This is a genomic window from Duganella rivi (genome assembly GCF_009857435.1).
In the GTDB taxonomy this organism is placed as follows: domain Bacteria; phylum Pseudomonadota; class Gammaproteobacteria; order Burkholderiales; family Burkholderiaceae_D; genus Rugamonas; species Rugamonas rivi.
Map to the genome: position 1 here is coordinate 508,159 of NZ_WWCK01000005.1, position 15,795 is coordinate 523,953.

13 protein-coding genes are annotated in these 15,795 nt (G+C 64.2%); 7 read left to right on the forward strand and 6 right to left on the reverse strand.

The window, feature by feature from the left end:
- Window positions 1–51: 51 nt before the first annotated feature.
- Entirely contained in the window at window positions 52–1,095 is a 1,044-nt protein-coding gene (waaF, locus tag GTP45_RS18450) for a lipopolysaccharide heptosyltransferase II (protein ID WP_161015334.1), read from the reverse strand.
- Window positions 1,092–2,321: an O-antigen ligase family protein gene (locus tag GTP45_RS18455; RefSeq protein ID WP_161015335.1), complete on the reverse strand. Its 1,230-nt coding sequence runs from the start codon at window positions 2,319–2,321 to the stop codon at window positions 1,092–1,094. The genes waaF and GTP45_RS18455 overlap by 4 nt, the downstream gene beginning before the upstream one ends.
- Window positions 2,322–2,366: 45 nt before the next feature.
- On the opposite strand from GTP45_RS18455, the gene GTP45_RS18460 reads away from it, so the two are divergent.
- Window positions 2,367–3,179, forward strand: a complete 813-nt coding sequence (locus GTP45_RS18460) for a glycosyltransferase family 2 protein (RefSeq protein WP_161015336.1) — start codon at window positions 2,367–2,369, stop codon at window positions 3,177–3,179.
- Window positions 3,176–4,255, forward strand: a complete 1,080-nt coding sequence (locus GTP45_RS18465; protein WP_161015337.1) for a glycosyltransferase family 2 protein — start codon at window positions 3,176–3,178, stop codon at window positions 4,253–4,255. The genes GTP45_RS18460 and GTP45_RS18465 overlap by 4 nt, the downstream gene beginning before the upstream one ends.
- 93 nt (window positions 4,256–4,348) lie before the next feature.
- Here GTP45_RS18465 and GTP45_RS18470 read toward each other — a convergent pair whose 3' ends face one another.
- Window positions 4,349–4,957, reverse strand: coding sequence for a response regulator transcription factor (locus tag GTP45_RS18470; protein WP_161015560.1), 609 nt, complete (start codon window positions 4,955–4,957; stop codon window positions 4,349–4,351).
- Window positions 4,947–6,575 carry a sensor histidine kinase gene (locus tag GTP45_RS18475; protein WP_161015338.1) on the reverse strand — a complete coding sequence of 543 codons (1,629 nt, stop codon included), beginning with the start codon at window positions 6,573–6,575 and terminating at the stop codon, window positions 4,947–4,949. The genes GTP45_RS18470 and GTP45_RS18475 overlap by 11 nt, the downstream gene beginning before the upstream one ends.
- Before the next feature lie 235 nt (window positions 6,576–6,810).
- On the opposite strand from GTP45_RS18475, the gene GTP45_RS18480 reads away from it, so the two are divergent.
- A complete protein-coding gene (locus GTP45_RS18480) occupies window positions 6,811–7,782 on the forward strand; it encodes a VirK/YbjX family protein (RefSeq protein ID WP_161015339.1) in 972 nt (323 codons plus the stop codon).
- Between the two features lie 42 nt (window positions 7,783–7,824).
- Window positions 7,825–8,058, forward strand: a complete 234-nt coding sequence (locus tag GTP45_RS18485; RefSeq protein ID WP_161015340.1) for a DUF6139 family protein — start codon at window positions 7,825–7,827, stop codon at window positions 8,056–8,058.
- An 81-nt stretch (window positions 8,059–8,139) separates the two neighbouring features.
- Here the strand turns inward: GTP45_RS18485 and dnaE are convergent, their stop codons facing one another.
- A complete protein-coding gene (gene dnaE / locus GTP45_RS18490; RefSeq protein ID WP_161015341.1) occupies window positions 8,140–11,682 on the reverse strand; it encodes a DNA polymerase III subunit alpha in 3,543 nt (1,180 codons plus the stop codon).
- A 124-nt stretch (window positions 11,683–11,806) separates the two neighbouring features.
- Between dnaE and GTP45_RS18495 the strand changes: the two genes are divergently transcribed.
- Both GTP45_RS18495 and GTP45_RS18500 read left to right on the forward strand, forming a co-directional pair.
- Window positions 11,807–12,649 carry a beta-keto acid cleavage family enzyme gene (locus tag GTP45_RS18495; protein ID WP_161015342.1) on the forward strand — a complete coding sequence of 281 codons (843 nt, stop codon included), beginning with the start codon at window positions 11,807–11,809 and terminating at the stop codon, window positions 12,647–12,649.
- Window positions 12,642–13,319: an LbetaH domain-containing protein gene (locus GTP45_RS18500; protein ID WP_161015343.1), complete on the forward strand. Its 678-nt coding sequence runs from the start codon at window positions 12,642–12,644 to the stop codon at window positions 13,317–13,319. The genes GTP45_RS18495 and GTP45_RS18500 overlap by 8 nt, the downstream gene beginning before the upstream one ends.
- On the opposite strand, the gene GTP45_RS18505 is transcribed toward GTP45_RS18500, so the two are convergent.
- On the reverse strand, window positions 13,297–14,865 hold the full coding sequence (locus GTP45_RS18505; RefSeq protein WP_161015344.1) for a glycosyltransferase: 1,569 nt from the start codon (window positions 14,863–14,865) through the stop codon (window positions 13,297–13,299). The genes GTP45_RS18500 and GTP45_RS18505 overlap by 23 nt on opposite strands.
- A 43-nt stretch (window positions 14,866–14,908) precedes the next feature.
- Here GTP45_RS18505 and GTP45_RS18510 point away from each other — a divergent pair, with 43 nt between their 5' ends.
- Complete coding sequence (locus GTP45_RS18510; RefSeq protein ID WP_161015345.1) at window positions 14,909–15,787, forward strand: sulfurtransferase; 879 nt, start codon at window positions 14,909–14,911, stop codon at window positions 15,785–15,787.
- Window positions 15,788–15,795 lie beyond the last annotated feature (8 nt).

The following is a 15,795-nucleotide window of genomic DNA, read 5'->3' on the forward strand; positions in this document are numbered from 1 at the left end:
AGGGCTAAGGCACTCCCTGCTTTATACCGCAAAAAAGCTGTTCTGTGCCGTTCAGCGCACCGCCAGCATCGGTTGCAGTTTTTGCCACGCCAAGTCCGGCGTCAGCTTGACCATGCAGTCCTGGTGGCCGAGCGGGCACTCGCGCTGCTTGCACGGCGCGCAATCGAGGCGCAGCGACAGCGATGCCGCCAGGTCGGAAAACGGCGGCGCGTGATCGGGATCGGTGGGGCCGTACAGCGCCAGCACCGGACGGTTGAGCGCCGAGGCGATGTGCAGCAGGCCGGAATCATTGGCTACCACCGCCGCCGTGCGCGCGATCAGGGCGATTGCTTCCGGCAGGCTGGTGGCGCCGGCCAGGTTGAATACGGCCGCGCCTTCCGGCAAAGCGGCCGCCACTTCTGCGCAGGCGTCCTGGTCTTTCGGTGAACCGAGCAGCGCGATCTGCGTGGACGGCTCGCGCTTGAGCACTTCCTGCGCCAGGCCGGCAAAGTGGCGCGCCGGCCAGCGCTTGGCGCCGCCGAATTCCGCGCCCGGCGCCATCGCCACCACCGGCCGCGAAGGGTCGATGGCGTGGCGCTCGAACACGGCGCCAATCTGCGCTTCACTGGCGACCAGACGCGGCTTGGGCAAGGCGGCGCGCAAGCCCGGCCCCTGCACCGTCACCGGCGGCTTGGCCAGCGCCGCGTAAAACGCCACCATCGGGCGCGGCGGCAGTTCGTCGTGGTGCATCACGTTGATCATGCCGTAGCGGCTTTCGCCCTTGTAGCCGACGCGCTGCCGGATGCCGGCCAGCCAAGGGATCAGGGCGTACTTGATGGTGTTGGGCAGCACGTAGGCGTCGGCGTAGCCGCGCTTGCGCAGCAGCCGGGCAAACTTCCAGCGCTGCTTGAGCTGCAAGGCGCCGTGGCGGAACGGGGTTTCCAGCACCTCGTCGACTTCGGCGCACTGGCGCCAGACGGCCGACACCGCCGGCGGCGCCAGCACGTCGATCGGCCGCTCCGGGTGGGCGGCGCGCAGCAGTTGCAGCAGCGGCTGCGCCATCACGGCGTCGCCGATCCAGTTCGGGGAAATAATCAGGGTACGCAATTCGCTCAACGGCTTTCCTCCTTTGCGTTCAGGCTCAGTCCTGCCAGCAGGAACAGCATCATCGCGTAAAACATATTGCTGCGCACCGACCAGAAGATCACTTCCGTCAGGCCGAAGCTAAAGTAACTCAAGACCAGCAGCATGCCGGCCAGCGCCGGCGCGTTCAGGTGATCGCTCTGGTGCAGCTGGCGGCGGAAGAACAGGAATGGCACCACCAGCGTGGAACCCCACGCCAGCAGCCCGGCCACGCCGCCGAACACCAGCGCTTGCAGGATATCGTTGTGGAAGTGCTCGAATTGCAGCACGTAAGGGTGGGCGCGGCCGCTCTTGACCAGTTGTTCCATTTCGTTCTTGACGGTGGGGATGGAGGCGCCCAGCAGCGGGTGGCGCTCGATCAGCTGCCAGGCGCTGCGCCACAGCTCCAGGCGGATGCCGACGCTGGTGTAGGTCGGGCCGCCGTTGAAGTACTGGTGGACGTCGCTGATGCCCTCGTCGATGCGCTCGCGGGCGCCGGTCTGCGGAATGAAGTAGCTACTCACCACCAGCGCCAGCGCCAGCAGCGCCAAGCCCTTGCGCAGGCGGCCGCGCAGCACGTGGCCGTAGCGCACCAGCAGCACCACCGCAAAGCCGATGGCGATCCAGCCGCCGCGGGTGCCGCTGGCGATCGAACCAATCAGGCCGGCCAGCGCGCCGAGGCCGGGCCAGATGGCGCTGCGGCCGGCAAAGTCCAGGGTGCCGGCCAGGCACATCAGGCTCATGCACAGCATGATGTCGCCGAAGGTAATTGAATTAATCAGGCCGCCGGGGCGCTCCACGCCCATGCCCCAGCGCTGGTAGGCGACGAACACGGCGCCAGCGACGGCCCCGGCAATCAGGCCCCACCACAAGGCCTTGCGGCTGGGACGGCAGGCCAGCACGGTCAGCATCACGGTCGATGCGGCCAGCATGCGGAACGGTTTTTCCAGGTCGCGCAGGCGGCCGTCACCGCTCAGCAGGCCCAGCGCCAGCGCCAGCAACAGCACCGCGCCGAACGCTACCAATACGCCGCGAATCTCAGTAAGATGGCGCAACAGTTCCGGCCAGCCGCGGCGACAGTAGATCACCGCCGTAATCAAAAAGGCAAAGCTACACAGGCCGACCCCAAGGCGGGTAATCAGCAGCAGGAACGGAAACGCGAAGATCAGGCTGTGGATAAAGACAGTGCTGGCTGGAGACTGGGCTGATGTATTATTCATTCATGTTATCGTTTATTGCAAGAAAGCAATCTGCTACCGCTCCCTATGTCATCCGTCCTTATTTCCGTCGTCATCACTACTTACAACCGGCCGGATGCGCTGACCGCCGTGGTGGAGGCCTGCTTTGCGCAGGACGACCGCGGGTTCGAAATCATTATCGCTGATGACGGCTCCGGCCACAACACGCAGCAGGCCGTGGCCGCGCTGCAGGCGCGCTCGCCGGTGCCGCTGCGCCATGTGTGGCAGGAAGACCTCGGCTTCCGCGCGGCACGGGCGCGCAACCTCGGCACCCTGGACGCCAAGGGCGAATACATCGTCTTCCTCGACGGCGACTGCGTGCCGCAGCGCAATTTTATCAGCCAGCACCGCAAGCTGGCGCAGCGCGGCTATCTGGTGCAGGGCAGCCGCATCCTGCTTAGCGAGCAAGCCACGACGCGGGTGCTGGGCCAGCATCTCGATTTGAACGCGCTGGGCGCGGCCGACAAGCTGGCGTGGCGCCGCAGCGGCGCGCTCAACAAGGTGCTGCCGCTGCTGTTCACCCTGCCGGACGTGGGCCGCACCAGCCGCCGCTTCACCTGGCGCCGCATCAAGAGCTGCAACCTGGCCGTGTGGCGCGCCGACCTCGACCTGGTGAACGGCTTCGACGAAAGCTTCCTCGGCTGGGGCCATGAAGATTCCGACCTGGTGGTGCGCCTGTTCAATGCCGGCGTGATGCGCAAGGACGGCGCCTACGCCACCGAGGTGCTGCACCTGTGGCACAAGGAAAACGCGCGCGACCAGGAAACCAGCAACCGCGCCACCGTGTTGCAGCGCGCGGCCGACCGCACCGTGCTGGCGGTGAAAGGATTGCGCGCATGAAGCCGCAACACGCCGACGCCCCGCTGCTGAGCATCCTGGTCCCCGGCTACAACGTTGGCCGCTTCATTACCGACTGCCTCGACCACATCGTCGCGCAGATGCACCACCGCCACGAGCTGATCATGGTGGACGACGGTTCCACCGACGACACTGTGGCGCGCGTGAAAGCCGTGCAAGCAGCTTATCCGCGCTTGCAGATCCGGCTGGTGGAACAGCCGAACCAAGGCATCTCCGACGCCCGCAACCGTGCCCTGCTGGAAGCGCGCGGCGAGTACATCCTGTTTGTCGACAGCGACGACCGCCTGCTGCCGCGCTCACTGGAGGCACTGGAGCGCGTGATCGCCGACCGGCACCCGGACGTGATCGCCACCGCGCTGCGCATGTGGCACCCGGATGCGCCGGACAAGGACCGCGACGTCTACATGAGCTACGCGCCGGAGCAGACCATCACCTGCCAGGACGCGATCCTGACCTCGTTCTTCAACGACCGCCATATGTACGTGTGGTGCAAGGTGTTCAAGCGCGAGATCTACGCGCAGGAAGCCATGCCGCTGTTCCCGTCGCGCCGCCTGTTCGAGGATGTGGCGGTGGTGCCGCGCCTGCTGCAGCGCTGCCGCAGCCTGGTGTATTTGCCGCACGTGCTGTTGGCGTATCGCCAGCATCCGGTCAGCATCACGCGCGTGATCAGCGAGCAGTGGTGCGTGGATTTTGTATCGGCGCTGGCGGCGGTCAAGCCGCACTTCGAGCGGGCCGGCGTGAGCGCGGCGGTGCGCGCGCAGTTTGACCGGGCGGTGTGCCACTTCTACATCGGCATGGTGAAGAATTCCTACCAGCTGCCGGCATCGACCGGCAACGCGGTGCGCGGCAAGGTGCGCGGCATCTTCCTCGACAGCCTGTTCGCGCCGCCGCAGCAAGTGCTGGCCGGCATGGCCGGCAACGGCCGCAAGGACGCCCACACGGCGCGCCAGGTGCAGCGCGCGCTGGATGGCAACCGCTGGTTCCACTTCCAGCAAACGGCGGTGCGCAAGCTCAAGCTGTGGCAGCGCCTGGAACGCACCCGCGCCGCCCTCCGCTAAATTCGGGGTCAGTTCTGCCAATCGGACACGAGCTCTACCCTAGCGACTGCTACGGTAGAGCTCGTGTCCGATTGGCAGAACTGACCCCGGTTTTTACTGCCCTTCAAGCATGCTGATGCGGACGAGGTCGGCGACGTTGTCCACGCCCAGCTTGCTCATCAGGCGCGCTTTGTGCACTTCCACCGTGCGCACGCTGATGCCCAGCGCCGGGCCGATGTCGCGGTTGTGGCGGCCCAGCACTACCAGCTGCATCACTTCGCGCTCGCGCGGCGTCAACTCGCTCAGCAAGTTGGCGCTCTGCTTGCGGCGCTGTAGCTCGCTGTGGTTGGCGTGGGCGCGCGCCAGCGCTTCATCGATGGCGCCGATCAGCTTGGCGTCATCAAACGGCTTTTCCAGGAAATCCACCGCATCGGCCTTGAACGCCGCGCGCGCCGTGCTGACGTCGCCGTGGCCGCTCATCACCACCACCGGCATGCGGCTGCCGCGCTCCAGCAGCTCGCGCTGCAAGCTCAGGCCGTCCATGCCGGACATGCGGATGTCGACCAGCAGGCAACCACTCCAGCCCGGCTGCCAGCCCTGCAGGAAAGCCTCGGCGCTGGCAAACACCGCCGTGCGGTAACCGCGCACGCCCAGCAGCAAGCCCAGCGCATCGCGCACGGCCGGGTCGTCATCGACAATGAATACGGTTAGATCATGCTGCAACATAGTTCTCCTGCCCTTCCACTACGCGGCGCGCCACCGGCAGCGCCATCTTGAATATGCCGTGATTGCCCACTTCGGCCCAGAGCGAGCCGCCATGCGCTTCCATAATGGCCCGGCTTAACACCAGGCCCAGTCCCATGCCTGTGGCCTTGGACGATACAAAAGGTTCAAACAAGCGCGCCGCCAATTCTTCCGACACGCCTTTACCGCTATCTTCCACCGTCAGCTGCAAGCAGCTGGCTTTGCCGTGGCGCTTGCTGTCGAGCAGCTGCAGCGATACCGTGATGCTGCGCCCCCCTTCCGGCTGCTCGCGCACCGCGTCGAGCGCGTTGTCGAGCAGGTTACGCAGCACCAGCTCGATCTGCAAGCGGTCGGCCAGCATCGCCAGCGACGGTATCTCGGCCACCTGCAACTGCACCCCGTGCTCGCGCAGCGCGGCAAAGAATTGCTGGCTGACGCTGGACACCAGCTGCGCCGCATCGACCGGCTCCATCTTCATGGCGCCGGTGCGGAAGAAGTCGCGCAGGCGCCGCACCACGTCGGCCGCGCGGCCCGACTCGGCAATCATGCGCTGGATCGCGTTCTTCAGCATTTCGCTGTTCTGGCCGCCGGCGCCATCGCGCTCCAGCAGAAACTCGCAGGCCTTGCCGTAGGCGCCCAGCGCCGTCAGCGGCTGGTTCAACTCGTGCGCCAGCGCGGCCGCCATCTCGCCCGCCGCCGCCAGACGCAGCGACTGCTTCAAATCGTTCGACACCTGCCGCAGCTCATCGACCAGGATGCCGAGCGAGAAGCCGACCAGCGCCAGCATGGCGTCCAGCATCTGCAACTCCGGCACCGCGATGTTGACCGCGTTATTCCACTTCACCAGCGCGCCGATGCCCAGCTGCAGCACGAACACCATCAGCGCCGTGCCGTACAAGCCCTGCCGCGACGCCGCCCAGATCACCGGCAAGAACAGGAAGTAGAAGTGCTTGAATTCCGAGGTCTCGATGGTGCCGAACACCAGGTACAGCACCACGATGGCCAGCGCCAGGTAGCCCAGCGTTTCATAGCGCCACACCGTTACCCGCAAGCGTTGCCGCCCCTGCGGGCTGGACAGCATCCACACCAGCGGCATCGACACCAGCATGCCGACCATATCGCCAATGCCGAAGCGCAGCACCACCGCCGCCCACTCGCCCGGCGGGATCAGCCCGGCCAACGATAGCAGCGACATGTAGACCACATCGTTCAGCAACGCACCGACCACCAAAATCAGCACCCACTGGAACAGCCGGTGGCGGCTATCGAATACGCCGCTGCTGCCGAAGGTGCGCTTCAGCGCTTCGCCTATGGCGCCGTAGCCGATGGTCAGCCACGCCGACAAAAACAAGGTTAGTACCAGCCCCGCCGGCATGCCGCGCACCAGCACCTCGCCCAGCACCAGCGCGATCCACCATGGCAGCGCCGCGCGCCAGCCGTACAGCAGCCAGCACACCAGTCCCAGCGCGGGATCGGGATTCCAGGGCGTGATGTTCAGGCCATACAGCGGATCGATGTAGGTCGCCCAGTCAAATAGCAGGTACAGCGCAATAAACGCTGGAAACACCAGGTAACGGGACAGGGAGGAGGCGGTCATACGGGCCGGTTTGTATCGCAATGTATCATTATGCGTTGCCGGAGCACATCTTGCATTGCTTTTTGCTAGTACGCGTAACCCTTAGCACAACAGCATCTCCTCTATACAACAGTTCAACTATCCAAGCAGCAATTATTACGGGAAATCCGTAGATCTTTACCCCAATTTACATTGCGTTACATGCCAACTACACTCGGCGCTCGCCCACGAGGCTCCCCCTTAAAGAAGAGTTCCGATGCCGTCGCAGTCCATTACCCTCTATTCCGGCGTCGCCGGCTTTACCGGCCTGAAACAGCTGCGCGAAAAGCTCAAATTGTCGGTGCGCGCCACCGTGCATCGCCGCGCCACCTTGGGCTGGCTGGAACTGCTGAACTCCCACCCTCTGTTTGCCGAGCTGGTGAAAGCCCGCCCGCGCCTGCTGTACAAAATCTACCGCCCTTACCTGAGCAACACCATGCCGATCGCCGCGCGCCTTGAATTGCTGCGCGAGCACTATCGCCACCTGTTCCGCCTCGGCCTCGGCCCGCTGGCGGTGCAGGCGGCACGCGGCGCCGTGGTGCTGGCCAATATCGAGGGCAAGAGCGGCCTGCCGTACCAGCTGCAACTGCGCGCCATCGAGCCGATGGAGCGCGAAGGCGAACTGGTGCTGCAACTGCTGCAAGGCGGCGACCTGGTGTATAGCTGCGCGTTTTCCTTCGTGCACGGCCCGCAAGGCATGCAACTGGGCGTCGGCTGCATGCAAGGCCCGCGCGGCGAGCACGGTCTGCAACTGATCAAGGACGCCACCCGCGAGCTGCACGGCCTGCGTCCGAAGAATTTGATGCTCAAGCTGCTGGGCCAGTTCGCCCATGACCACGGCTGCGCCAGCCTGCGCCTGGTCAGCAACGCCAACCGCGTGGTGTGCAGCGCCACCCGCCAGGGCAAGGTGCATGCGGATTACGATACGCTGTGGCAGGAACTGGGCGCGCAGCCGCGCGCCGATGGCGACTACCAGCTCGCCAGCGAAGCGATTTGCGAACCGGATTTGTCGCTGATCGCGTCGAAGAAACGCTCGGAGGCGCGCAAGCGTCACGAGACCCTGTGCGAGATGGCGCAGGCGATGGCGGTCAGCCTGCACGCGCCGCGCATCGAGGCGGTGCCGGCAGCATTGGTAGAGCCGGTCTTCATCCCTATGGATGAGGAAGAGGATAAGTACGCACTAGCGTAAAGAAATCCGGTAACATGGGCTTTTCGTCCGAGGAGAAATACCATGCGCGTGGATATTTATTGCCGAGATGAAGCACAGGGCAAGCACAGCTATCTAGCTGTACCGGAAGGCAAGCCGATTCCGCAGGAGGCCACCAACACCGACTGGCACCCCGAAGCCCAGCACGTGGAAGTCGATGACGACCATGATGAACTCCCTAAGTATCACATTGAACATACCCTGTCGCAAATCGGGGCGAAGGGGTACGCCATCACTGGCGTCAGCCAGCAGCTGTAAAAGCCGGCGGCACCCCGCGAAACCCGCACACCGTTTGCGTCAGGGTCAGACCCCGTACGGGGTCTGACCCTTCTGGTCGGGTTAATATTCAACCGCAACATCCTGCGCGCCTAACACCTGTTTGAGCGCCAGTTGCAGCTCGTCCGACGGCGCAACCCGCCACCCTTCCCCGAACTGCAATACGCAGCTGACGCCTTGCGGGGTAATGCGCGCCGAGATCGGCAAGCCATCGGCCTGGCGATACGGCGCCAGCACTTCAGCCACCTTCTTCGCATCAACCGTGGTCGGCAGAGCCATGCCCAGCTGCTTGCCGTGCTTGACGCGCGAGCTGATGATGTCGAACACCTTCTCCGCAGAAATCCGCAAGCCGCCGTTGAAACGGTCTTCCGACACCTTGCCGATCACCGCCAGGAATTCGTCTTCCTTGAACATGTGCTTGTTCTCTTCGAACACCTCGGCATACACGGTCACTTCCACCACCGCGCTCTTGTCGTCCAGTGTGACGATCAGCAGCTTGCCGCGCTGGGTCATTTGCGGACGGATGCCGGTAATTACACCGCACAGCATGCGCGGATCGCGCGACGGCTCCAGATCGGCCAGCTTGGTGCGCGCAAAACGCCGCGCTTCCGGCGCGAACGAATCAAACATATGGCCCGACAGGTAGAAGCCCAGCGCGATCTTTTCTTCCGCCAGCTTTTGCCGGTCGGTGAATGGCGCCGCCTTGACGTAATCCGGCGGCGGCTCCAGATCGCTATCGTCGCCGCCAAACAGGCTGACCTGATTGGCCGACTTGGCTTGCTGGTCGGCATACTCCATCGCAAAGCTGACCGATGCCAGCAGCACCGCGCGGTCGACGCCGAAGCAATCAAAGGCGCCGGCGCGAATCAGGGATTCGATGGTGCGGCGGTTGATCTGCTTCTTGTCCACGCGCTTGCAGAAATCGAACAGGCTGGTGAACGGGCCGTCGGCGTTGCGCGCGGCAATGATCGCCTCGATGGCATTCTGGCCGGCGCCCTTGCAAGCGCCGAGGCCGTAGCGGATCTGCGTGACTTTCTTGCCGGTGACCGAAGGCGGCGGGCCGTCCGGCACAAAGCGGAAATCGGACTTGTTGACGTCCGGCGGCAAGATGGTCAGGCCGCACACGTCGATCGCATCTTCGACCAGGATCTTCACCTTCTCGGTGTCTTCCATGGCCAGCGACATATTGGCTGCCATGAACGCGGCCGGGTGGTGCGCCTTCAGGTAAGCGGTATGGTAGGACAGCAGCGCGTACGCGGCGGCGTGCGACTTGTTGAAGCCGTAGCCCGCGAACTTTTCCATCAAGTCGAAAATCTCGTCGGCCTTTTGCTCGCTCAAGCCGTCCTTGGCGGCGCCGGCGCGGAAGATGGCGCGGTGCTCGGCCATCTCCTCGGCTTTTTTCTTACCCATCGCGCGGCGCAGCATGTCGGCGCCGCCCAGCGAGTAGCCGCCGACGATCTGCGCCATCTGCATCACCTGCTCCTGGTACACCATGATGCCGTAGGTTTCGGACAGAATCGATTCGGTGCGCGGATCCGGGTAGTCGAACTTCTCGCCGTGCTTACGCTTGCAGAAGTCCGGGATCAGATCCATCGGGCCCGGACGGTACAGCGCCACCAGCGCGATGATGTCCTCGAAGCGGTCGGGACGCGCGTCTTTCAGCATGCCCTGCATGCCGCGCGATTCAAGCTGGAATACGGCGACGGTCTTGGCCTTGGTCAGCAGCTCGTACGACGGACGATCGGTCAGCGGCAGCTTGGCCAGGTCGAAGTCTTTTTCCTCTGGATCGAGCGCCTTGATGTAGCGTACCGCGCGGTCGAGAATGGTCAGGGTGGTCAGACCCAAAAAGTCGAACTTCACCAGGCCGACGGCTTCGACGTCGTCCTTGTCGTACTGCGACACCACGCCGCCATCGCCGCCCTGCGTGTACAGCGGGCAGAAGTCGGTCAGCTTGCCCGGCGCGATCAGCACGCCACCGGCGTGCATACCGATGTTACGGGTGATGCCTTCCACCTGCTGCGCCAGATCCAGCAGCTGCGCAACTTCTTCTTCGTTTTGCTGGCGTTCTTTCAGCATCGGTTCTTCTTCAATCGCCTCGGCAATCGATACCGGCTTGCCCGGCTTGAACGGAATCAGCTTCGACACGCCGTCGCAGAAGTTGTAGCCGAAGTCCATCACGCGGCCGACGTCGCGGATCGCGCCTTTCGCCGCCATGGTACCGAAGGTGGCGATCTGCGACACCGCATCGCGGCCGTACAGGTCTTTCACGTGCTGGATCACCAGCTCTCGCTTTTCCTGGCAGAAGTCAATATCGAAGTCGGGCATCGATACCCGTTCTGGATTCAGGAAACGTTCGAACAGCAGGTTGTACTTCAGCGGATCGAGGTCGGTAATCTTCAGCGCGTACGCTACCAGCGAGCCTGCGCCGGAACCACGGCCCGGGCCAATCGGCACGTCGTTGTTCTTGCCCCACTGGATAAACTCGGCCACGATCAGGAAGTAGCCGGGGAACTTCATGTTGATGATGGTGTTGTTCTCGAATTCCAGACGGTCTTCGTAGCGCTTGCGGTTGGCTTCGCGCTTTTCTGGATCCGGGTACAGCTGCACCAGGCGTTCTTCCAGGCCCTTCTTGGTCTCGGCGCGCAGGAACTCGTCGATGGTCATGCCCGGCGTTGGGAAGTTCGGCAGCTGCGGCTTGCCCAACACCAGCGTCAGGTTGCAGCGCTTGGCGATTTCCACCGAGTTTTGCAGCGCAGCTGGCAGGTCGTGGAACAGCTCCCCCATTTCCTTCTGCGTGAGGAAACGCATCTGCTCGTTGAAGCGCTTGACGCGCTTGGCGTTGGCCAGCATCTCGCCTTCGGCGATACACACGCGCGCTTCGTGGGCGATGAATTCGTCCTGCGAAATAAACTGCACCGGGTGGGTCGCCACCACCGGCAGGCCCAGCTTGGACGCCAGCGCCACCGAATGGCGCACTTGCATTTCCTGGTTGGGCTGGCCGGCACGCTGGATCTCGATGTAGAAGTGGCCGGGGAAAATCTGCGCCCACTTTTTCGCGTTGGCTTCGGCCAGCGCCGGGTTGCCGTTTTCAATCGCCGTGCCGATGTCGCCGAAGTGCGCGCCGGACAGCGCGATCAGGCCGTTGGCCGGGCTATCGTTGGGCAACAGCGCATAGGTCTTGGAAGTCAGCTCTTGCAGCCACTCGGTGCGGATCTCGGCGCGGCCCTTGTACTGGTTGGTCAGCCAGGCTTGCGACAGCAGTTCGCACAGCTGCAAATAGCCCATGCGGTTTTTGGCGAACAGCATTAATCGGGATGGTTTATCCCGATTCTCATCGTTAGTAATCCACACATCCACGCCGACCACGGGCTTGATGCCCTTGCCGCGCGCGGCCTTGTAGAACTTCACCATGCCGAACATATTGGCCAGGTCGGACACCGCCAGCGCCGCCTGCTTATCCTTGGCGGCCGCGCCGATCAAATCGTCGATGCGCACCAGGCCGTCGACGATGGAGTATTCCGAGTGCACCCGCAAATGGACGAAAGACGGTCCCGCCGGTACGACTGCAGTGCTGGTCATTTCTTGTTCGTTTGCTACCATGTTCATAGGTGGGTTCAATGCAGGTTCAATAACCCCCTATTTTACCGCGCAGCGCGCCGGCGCAGGGCATAAACCGGGCGCGGCGACGGGATATGATTGCATCTTATTCATAGGTGATATCATTCTACTTATGAAATCCCCGCTTATCCTGAATCTGGCGCCGACTGGTATGGTGCCGACGCGCAGCATGTCACCGCACGTCCCCCTGTCCCCTGCTGAAATCGCTGACGACTGCGCGCGTTGCGTTGATCTGGGCGTCTCCATGCTGCACCTGCACGCGCGCGACGACGACGGCGTGCCGACCACCGACGGCGCGGTGTTCGCGGACATCATCCGCGCCGTGCGCCGGCGCGCGCCGGGCGCGGTGATCACCGCCACCACCAGCGGCCGCAACGTCGGCGACGTGCTGCAACGCGCGACCGCACTGTTCGGCGAGGACGACGCCAAGCCCGACATGGCCAGCCTGACACTGAGTTCGCTCAACTTCGCGCGCAGCGCCAGCGTCAATTCGCCGGACACGATTTTCCGCCTGGCGGAACTGATGATGGAGCGCGGCATCCGCCCGGAACTGGAAGTGTTCGACCTCGGCATGGTCAACATGGCGCACATCCTGATCGACAAGGGCCTGATCAAGCCGCCCTACTACTTCAACCTGTTGCTCGGCAATCCATCGTCGGCGCAAGCGCGCCTGCTGCACCTTGGCACGCTGGTGGCTGACCTGCCGGAGCAATCGGTGTGGTCGACCGCCGGCCTGGGCCGCTTCCAAACCACAGCCAGCGCGCTCGGCGTGACGCTGGCCGACGGCGTGCGCACCGGCCTTGAAGACAATCTGTGGTTCGACGATGAACGCAGCCAGCCGGCCACCAACCCCATGCTGGTACAGCGCGTGCGCGCCATGGCCGAGGCACAGGGCCGCGCCATTGCAAGCACGGCGCAAACGCGCGCACGACTGGGGCTGGCGGCCCATGAGTGAGCGTACGCAACTGGTCATCTTCGGCACCAGCAACATCCTGTCCGACATCATCGATTGCGCGCTGGCAGTGGGCTGGGAGATCGGCGCCATCGTCACGCACCTGCCGGAAGATAACGACGAGCGCAGCATTCCGCTGGCGCAGCGGCTGGCCGCGCTGGCGCCGCACGGCGTGCGCCCGCAAGTGGTGGCGCTGGACGATTTCGTGCCGCAGCCGGGACAGCAGTACGTGCTGGGACCGACCACGCCGACCCGCGTCAACCTGGCGGACGAGGTGCAGCGCCGTTTCGGCGTCGGCTTTGCCACGCTGGTGCACCCGACCGCTTACGTATCGCCGCTGGCGATGCTGGGCGCGGGCTGCTTTGTCGGCGCCAACAGCGTGATTGCACCGGGTGCGCAACTGGCGGAACAGGTGTTTGTCAACCGCGCGGCCACCGTTGGACATGACACGCAGGTTGGCGCTTACTCGCGCATCCAGCCGGGCAGCAGCGTCGGCGGCTTGTCGGTGCTGGGACGCGGCGTGACGGTCGGCATCGGCGCCACCGTGATTGAACGCCTGCGCATCGGCGACGGCGCGTTTGTCGGCGCCGGCGCGGTGGTGCTGGAAGACGTGGCCGCTTACACGCTGGTGGCCGGCGTGCCGGCCAAGTTCAAGAAGCAGTTGCCGCAGTAGCGCAGCGCAGTGCGTGGCGCTGCATGGCTTGCGCGCACGCGGCCAGCAGCGACGGCGCCGATTGCCGCACGTCCAGCGTGGCGGCGAAGTGCTGCTGTTGCAGTTGCCCGACGTGATGGCGCATGGCGGCGTCGCCAATCAAGGCCTGCAAGTGGCGGAAATAATGCTCCTCGTCGGGCTGCGCCGTCGCGCCCAGTTTGGCGCCGGCATCGCCGGCCGCCAGCGCCACCACCGGCACCCCTTGCGCCATCGCTTCGCCGGCGCTCAGGCCGCCACCGACGCGCGGTGGATTCACATAGATATCGCTGACCGCCAGCAGGCGGCCGATCTCGCTGGTATGGCCGATGCAGCGGATGCGGCCATGCCCGGCCGCCTCCAGCGCCGGCGGCATCACGGCGTCGCCGCCGACCAGCAGCCAGACGATGCGCTCATGCTCAGCCAGTATCTCCAGCATGCGCGCGGCCCAGTCGCCGCCTATCTCGCTCGGCAAGCGCGCGCCCACCGTTGCCAGCACCAGCTGCCCCGGCGCCAGCCCGAATTCCGCGCGCGGCACATCGGCAACAAGCTCGTGCTGAATGCGGAACGGGTGGTAATGGCCGGCGGCAGGCGGCACGGCGCCGCCCCAGGCGCTGCTCTCGGTGGCAGCCAGCTGGCGGTCGGCGCACAGCCAGGTATCGACCGGCGCCATCGGCGGCACGGCGTGCACGCACAAGCCCAGCACCGGGTAGCGCTGGTACAGCGCAAACACCAGCGGCGACATCAAGCCCACGAACATCACCAGGTCCGGCGCGTACTGCTCGATCTGCTCCAGCTTCTTGCGCCAGCGCGTGTTCAGCGACAGGCGGGCGTCGCTGAGGTGGGCGTTGACATCGGCCGGCAACTGCGAACCCAGCCAACCGGCATCGAACGCCGGCACCATGCCACGGCGGGCGCAGCCGAAATAGTGCTCGGTGTTGGCGATGTCCAGTTCCTGGCACGAATACAGCGTCACTTCAATGCCCTGCTCCGTCAGCAGCTTCAGCTGGTCCAGCGCCATTTGCGACGGCGGGTGGCGCGCATTGCCCAGCGACTGCGCCAGCAATGCCACCTTGCGCAACGGGCCCGCCGGCCGCGGCGGCTGCTGGGGCGCGGGCAGCGCGTCGCCCAGCTGGCGCATCAACTCCGGCAGGCGCGCCTGCACCAGCCTGGCGTGGAAGTCCTGGTGGCCGCTGCTGTCGCGTACCGCCAGCGCCCACTGCAAATTCGCGTAGGCCATGACGCGGTTGGCGTCTTGCGGCTGCCATTGCAACAGCAAGGCAGCGGAGCGCTCCAGCCAATCAGCATCGGGCAGCAGCGCCGCCAGCGCGGTGGCGCGATAGAGGCCGGCAAGACCGGCTTGCGGTACGTGATCAAGAATGATTTGGGCGGCGTAGGCACGCTCGCTGGCGCGGCCGGATTCGTCGAGGCGCTGCATCAGCGCTTGCCACCAATGGTGCTCGGCGGGGTGCAACAGCAACTGCTCAAGGGCGTCGGTGATAAACAGGTTTTCGGGCGGTAAGAAACTCATGGGCGTATAATACCGCCTTTCCCTTTTTTGATCTTTTACCATCATGTCCGCTAATACTGCTTTACAAGCTGAAGCGCATGCTGGCGTTGCACCGCACGTCAACATCGCTGCCTACAAATTCGTCACCTTCGATAACACCGAGGAGATGCGTCCCCAGTACCAGGAAATCTGCGCCCGCCTGGACTTGAAAGGCACCATCCTGTTGACGCCGGAAGGCATCAATATGTTCCTGTCCGGCCCGCGCGTGAACATCGACGAATTCCTCGCCTGGGTACGCAGCGATGCCCGCTTTGCCGATCTGGAAGTGAAGGAAAGCTTCTCGGCCGAGCAGTCGCACAAGCGCATGCTGGTCAAGATCAAAAAAGAAATCATCACCATGCGCATGCCGCTGATCAAGCCGGAAGACGGCCGCGCGCCGTTTGTCGAAGCGCACACCCTCAAGCGCTGGCTCGACAACGGCGTCGACGACAACGGCAAGCCGGTGGTGATGGTCGACACCCGCAACGACTTCGAAGTCGATGTCGGCACCTTCGACAACACGGTCGACTACCGCATCAAGAAATTCACCGAGTTCCCGGACGTGATTGCGGCCCACAAGGACGACTTCGCCGGCAAGACCGTGGTGACCTTCTGCACCGGCGGCATCCGCTGCGAAAAAGCCGCGATCCACATGCAAAACATCGGCTACGACAACGTCTACCAGCTGGAAGGCGGCATCCTGAAATACTTCGAGGAAGTCGGCGGCGCCCACTACACCGGCGATTGCTTCGTGTTCGACTACCGCACCGCGCTGAACCCGAAACTGGAACCGACCGAGACCGTGCAATGCTTCAACTGCCGCGCCGTGGTCACGCCGCGCCAGCAGCTGGCGCCGGAATACGTCTACGAAAAATCCTGCCCGCACTGCTACGGCAAAGAATAAGTTCCAGA

Excerpts from the sequence above, each read along its gene's own strand:
- GTP45_RS18460 (WP_161015336.1), top strand. The coding sequence starts at position 2,367 with ATGTCATCCGTCCTTATTTCCGTCGTCATCACTACTTACAACCGGCCG.
- GTP45_RS18480 (WP_161015339.1), top strand. The coding sequence starts at position 6,811 with ATGCCGTCGCAGTCCATTACCCTCTATTCCGGCGTCGCCGGCTTTACC.
- GTP45_RS18510 (WP_161015345.1), top strand. The coding sequence starts at position 14,909 with ATGTCCGCTAATACTGCTTTACAAGCTGAAGCGCATGCTGGCGTTGCA.
- GTP45_RS18505 (WP_161015344.1), bottom strand. The coding sequence starts at position 14,865 with ATGAGTTTCTTACCGCCCGAAAACCTGTTTATCACCGACGCCCTTGAG.
- GTP45_RS18485 (WP_161015340.1), top strand. The coding sequence starts at position 7,825 with ATGCGCGTGGATATTTATTGCCGAGATGAAGCACAGGGCAAGCACAGC.
- GTP45_RS18475 (WP_161015338.1), bottom strand. The coding sequence starts at position 6,575 with ATGACCGCCTCCTCCCTGTCCCGTTACCTGGTGTTTCCAGCGTTTATT.
- GTP45_RS18465 (WP_161015337.1), top strand. The coding sequence starts at position 3,176 with ATGAAGCCGCAACACGCCGACGCCCCGCTGCTGAGCATCCTGGTCCCC.
- GTP45_RS18495 (WP_161015342.1), top strand. The coding sequence starts at position 11,807 with ATGAAATCCCCGCTTATCCTGAATCTGGCGCCGACTGGTATGGTGCCG.
- dnaE (WP_161015341.1), bottom strand. The coding sequence starts at position 11,682 with ATGAACATGGTAGCAAACGAACAAGAAATGACCAGCACTGCAGTCGTA.
- GTP45_RS18500 (WP_161015343.1), top strand. The coding sequence starts at position 12,642 with ATGAGTGAGCGTACGCAACTGGTCATCTTCGGCACCAGCAACATCCTG.
- GTP45_RS18455 (WP_161015335.1), bottom strand. The coding sequence starts at position 2,321 with ATGAATAATACATCAGCCCAGTCTCCAGCCAGCACTGTCTTTATCCAC.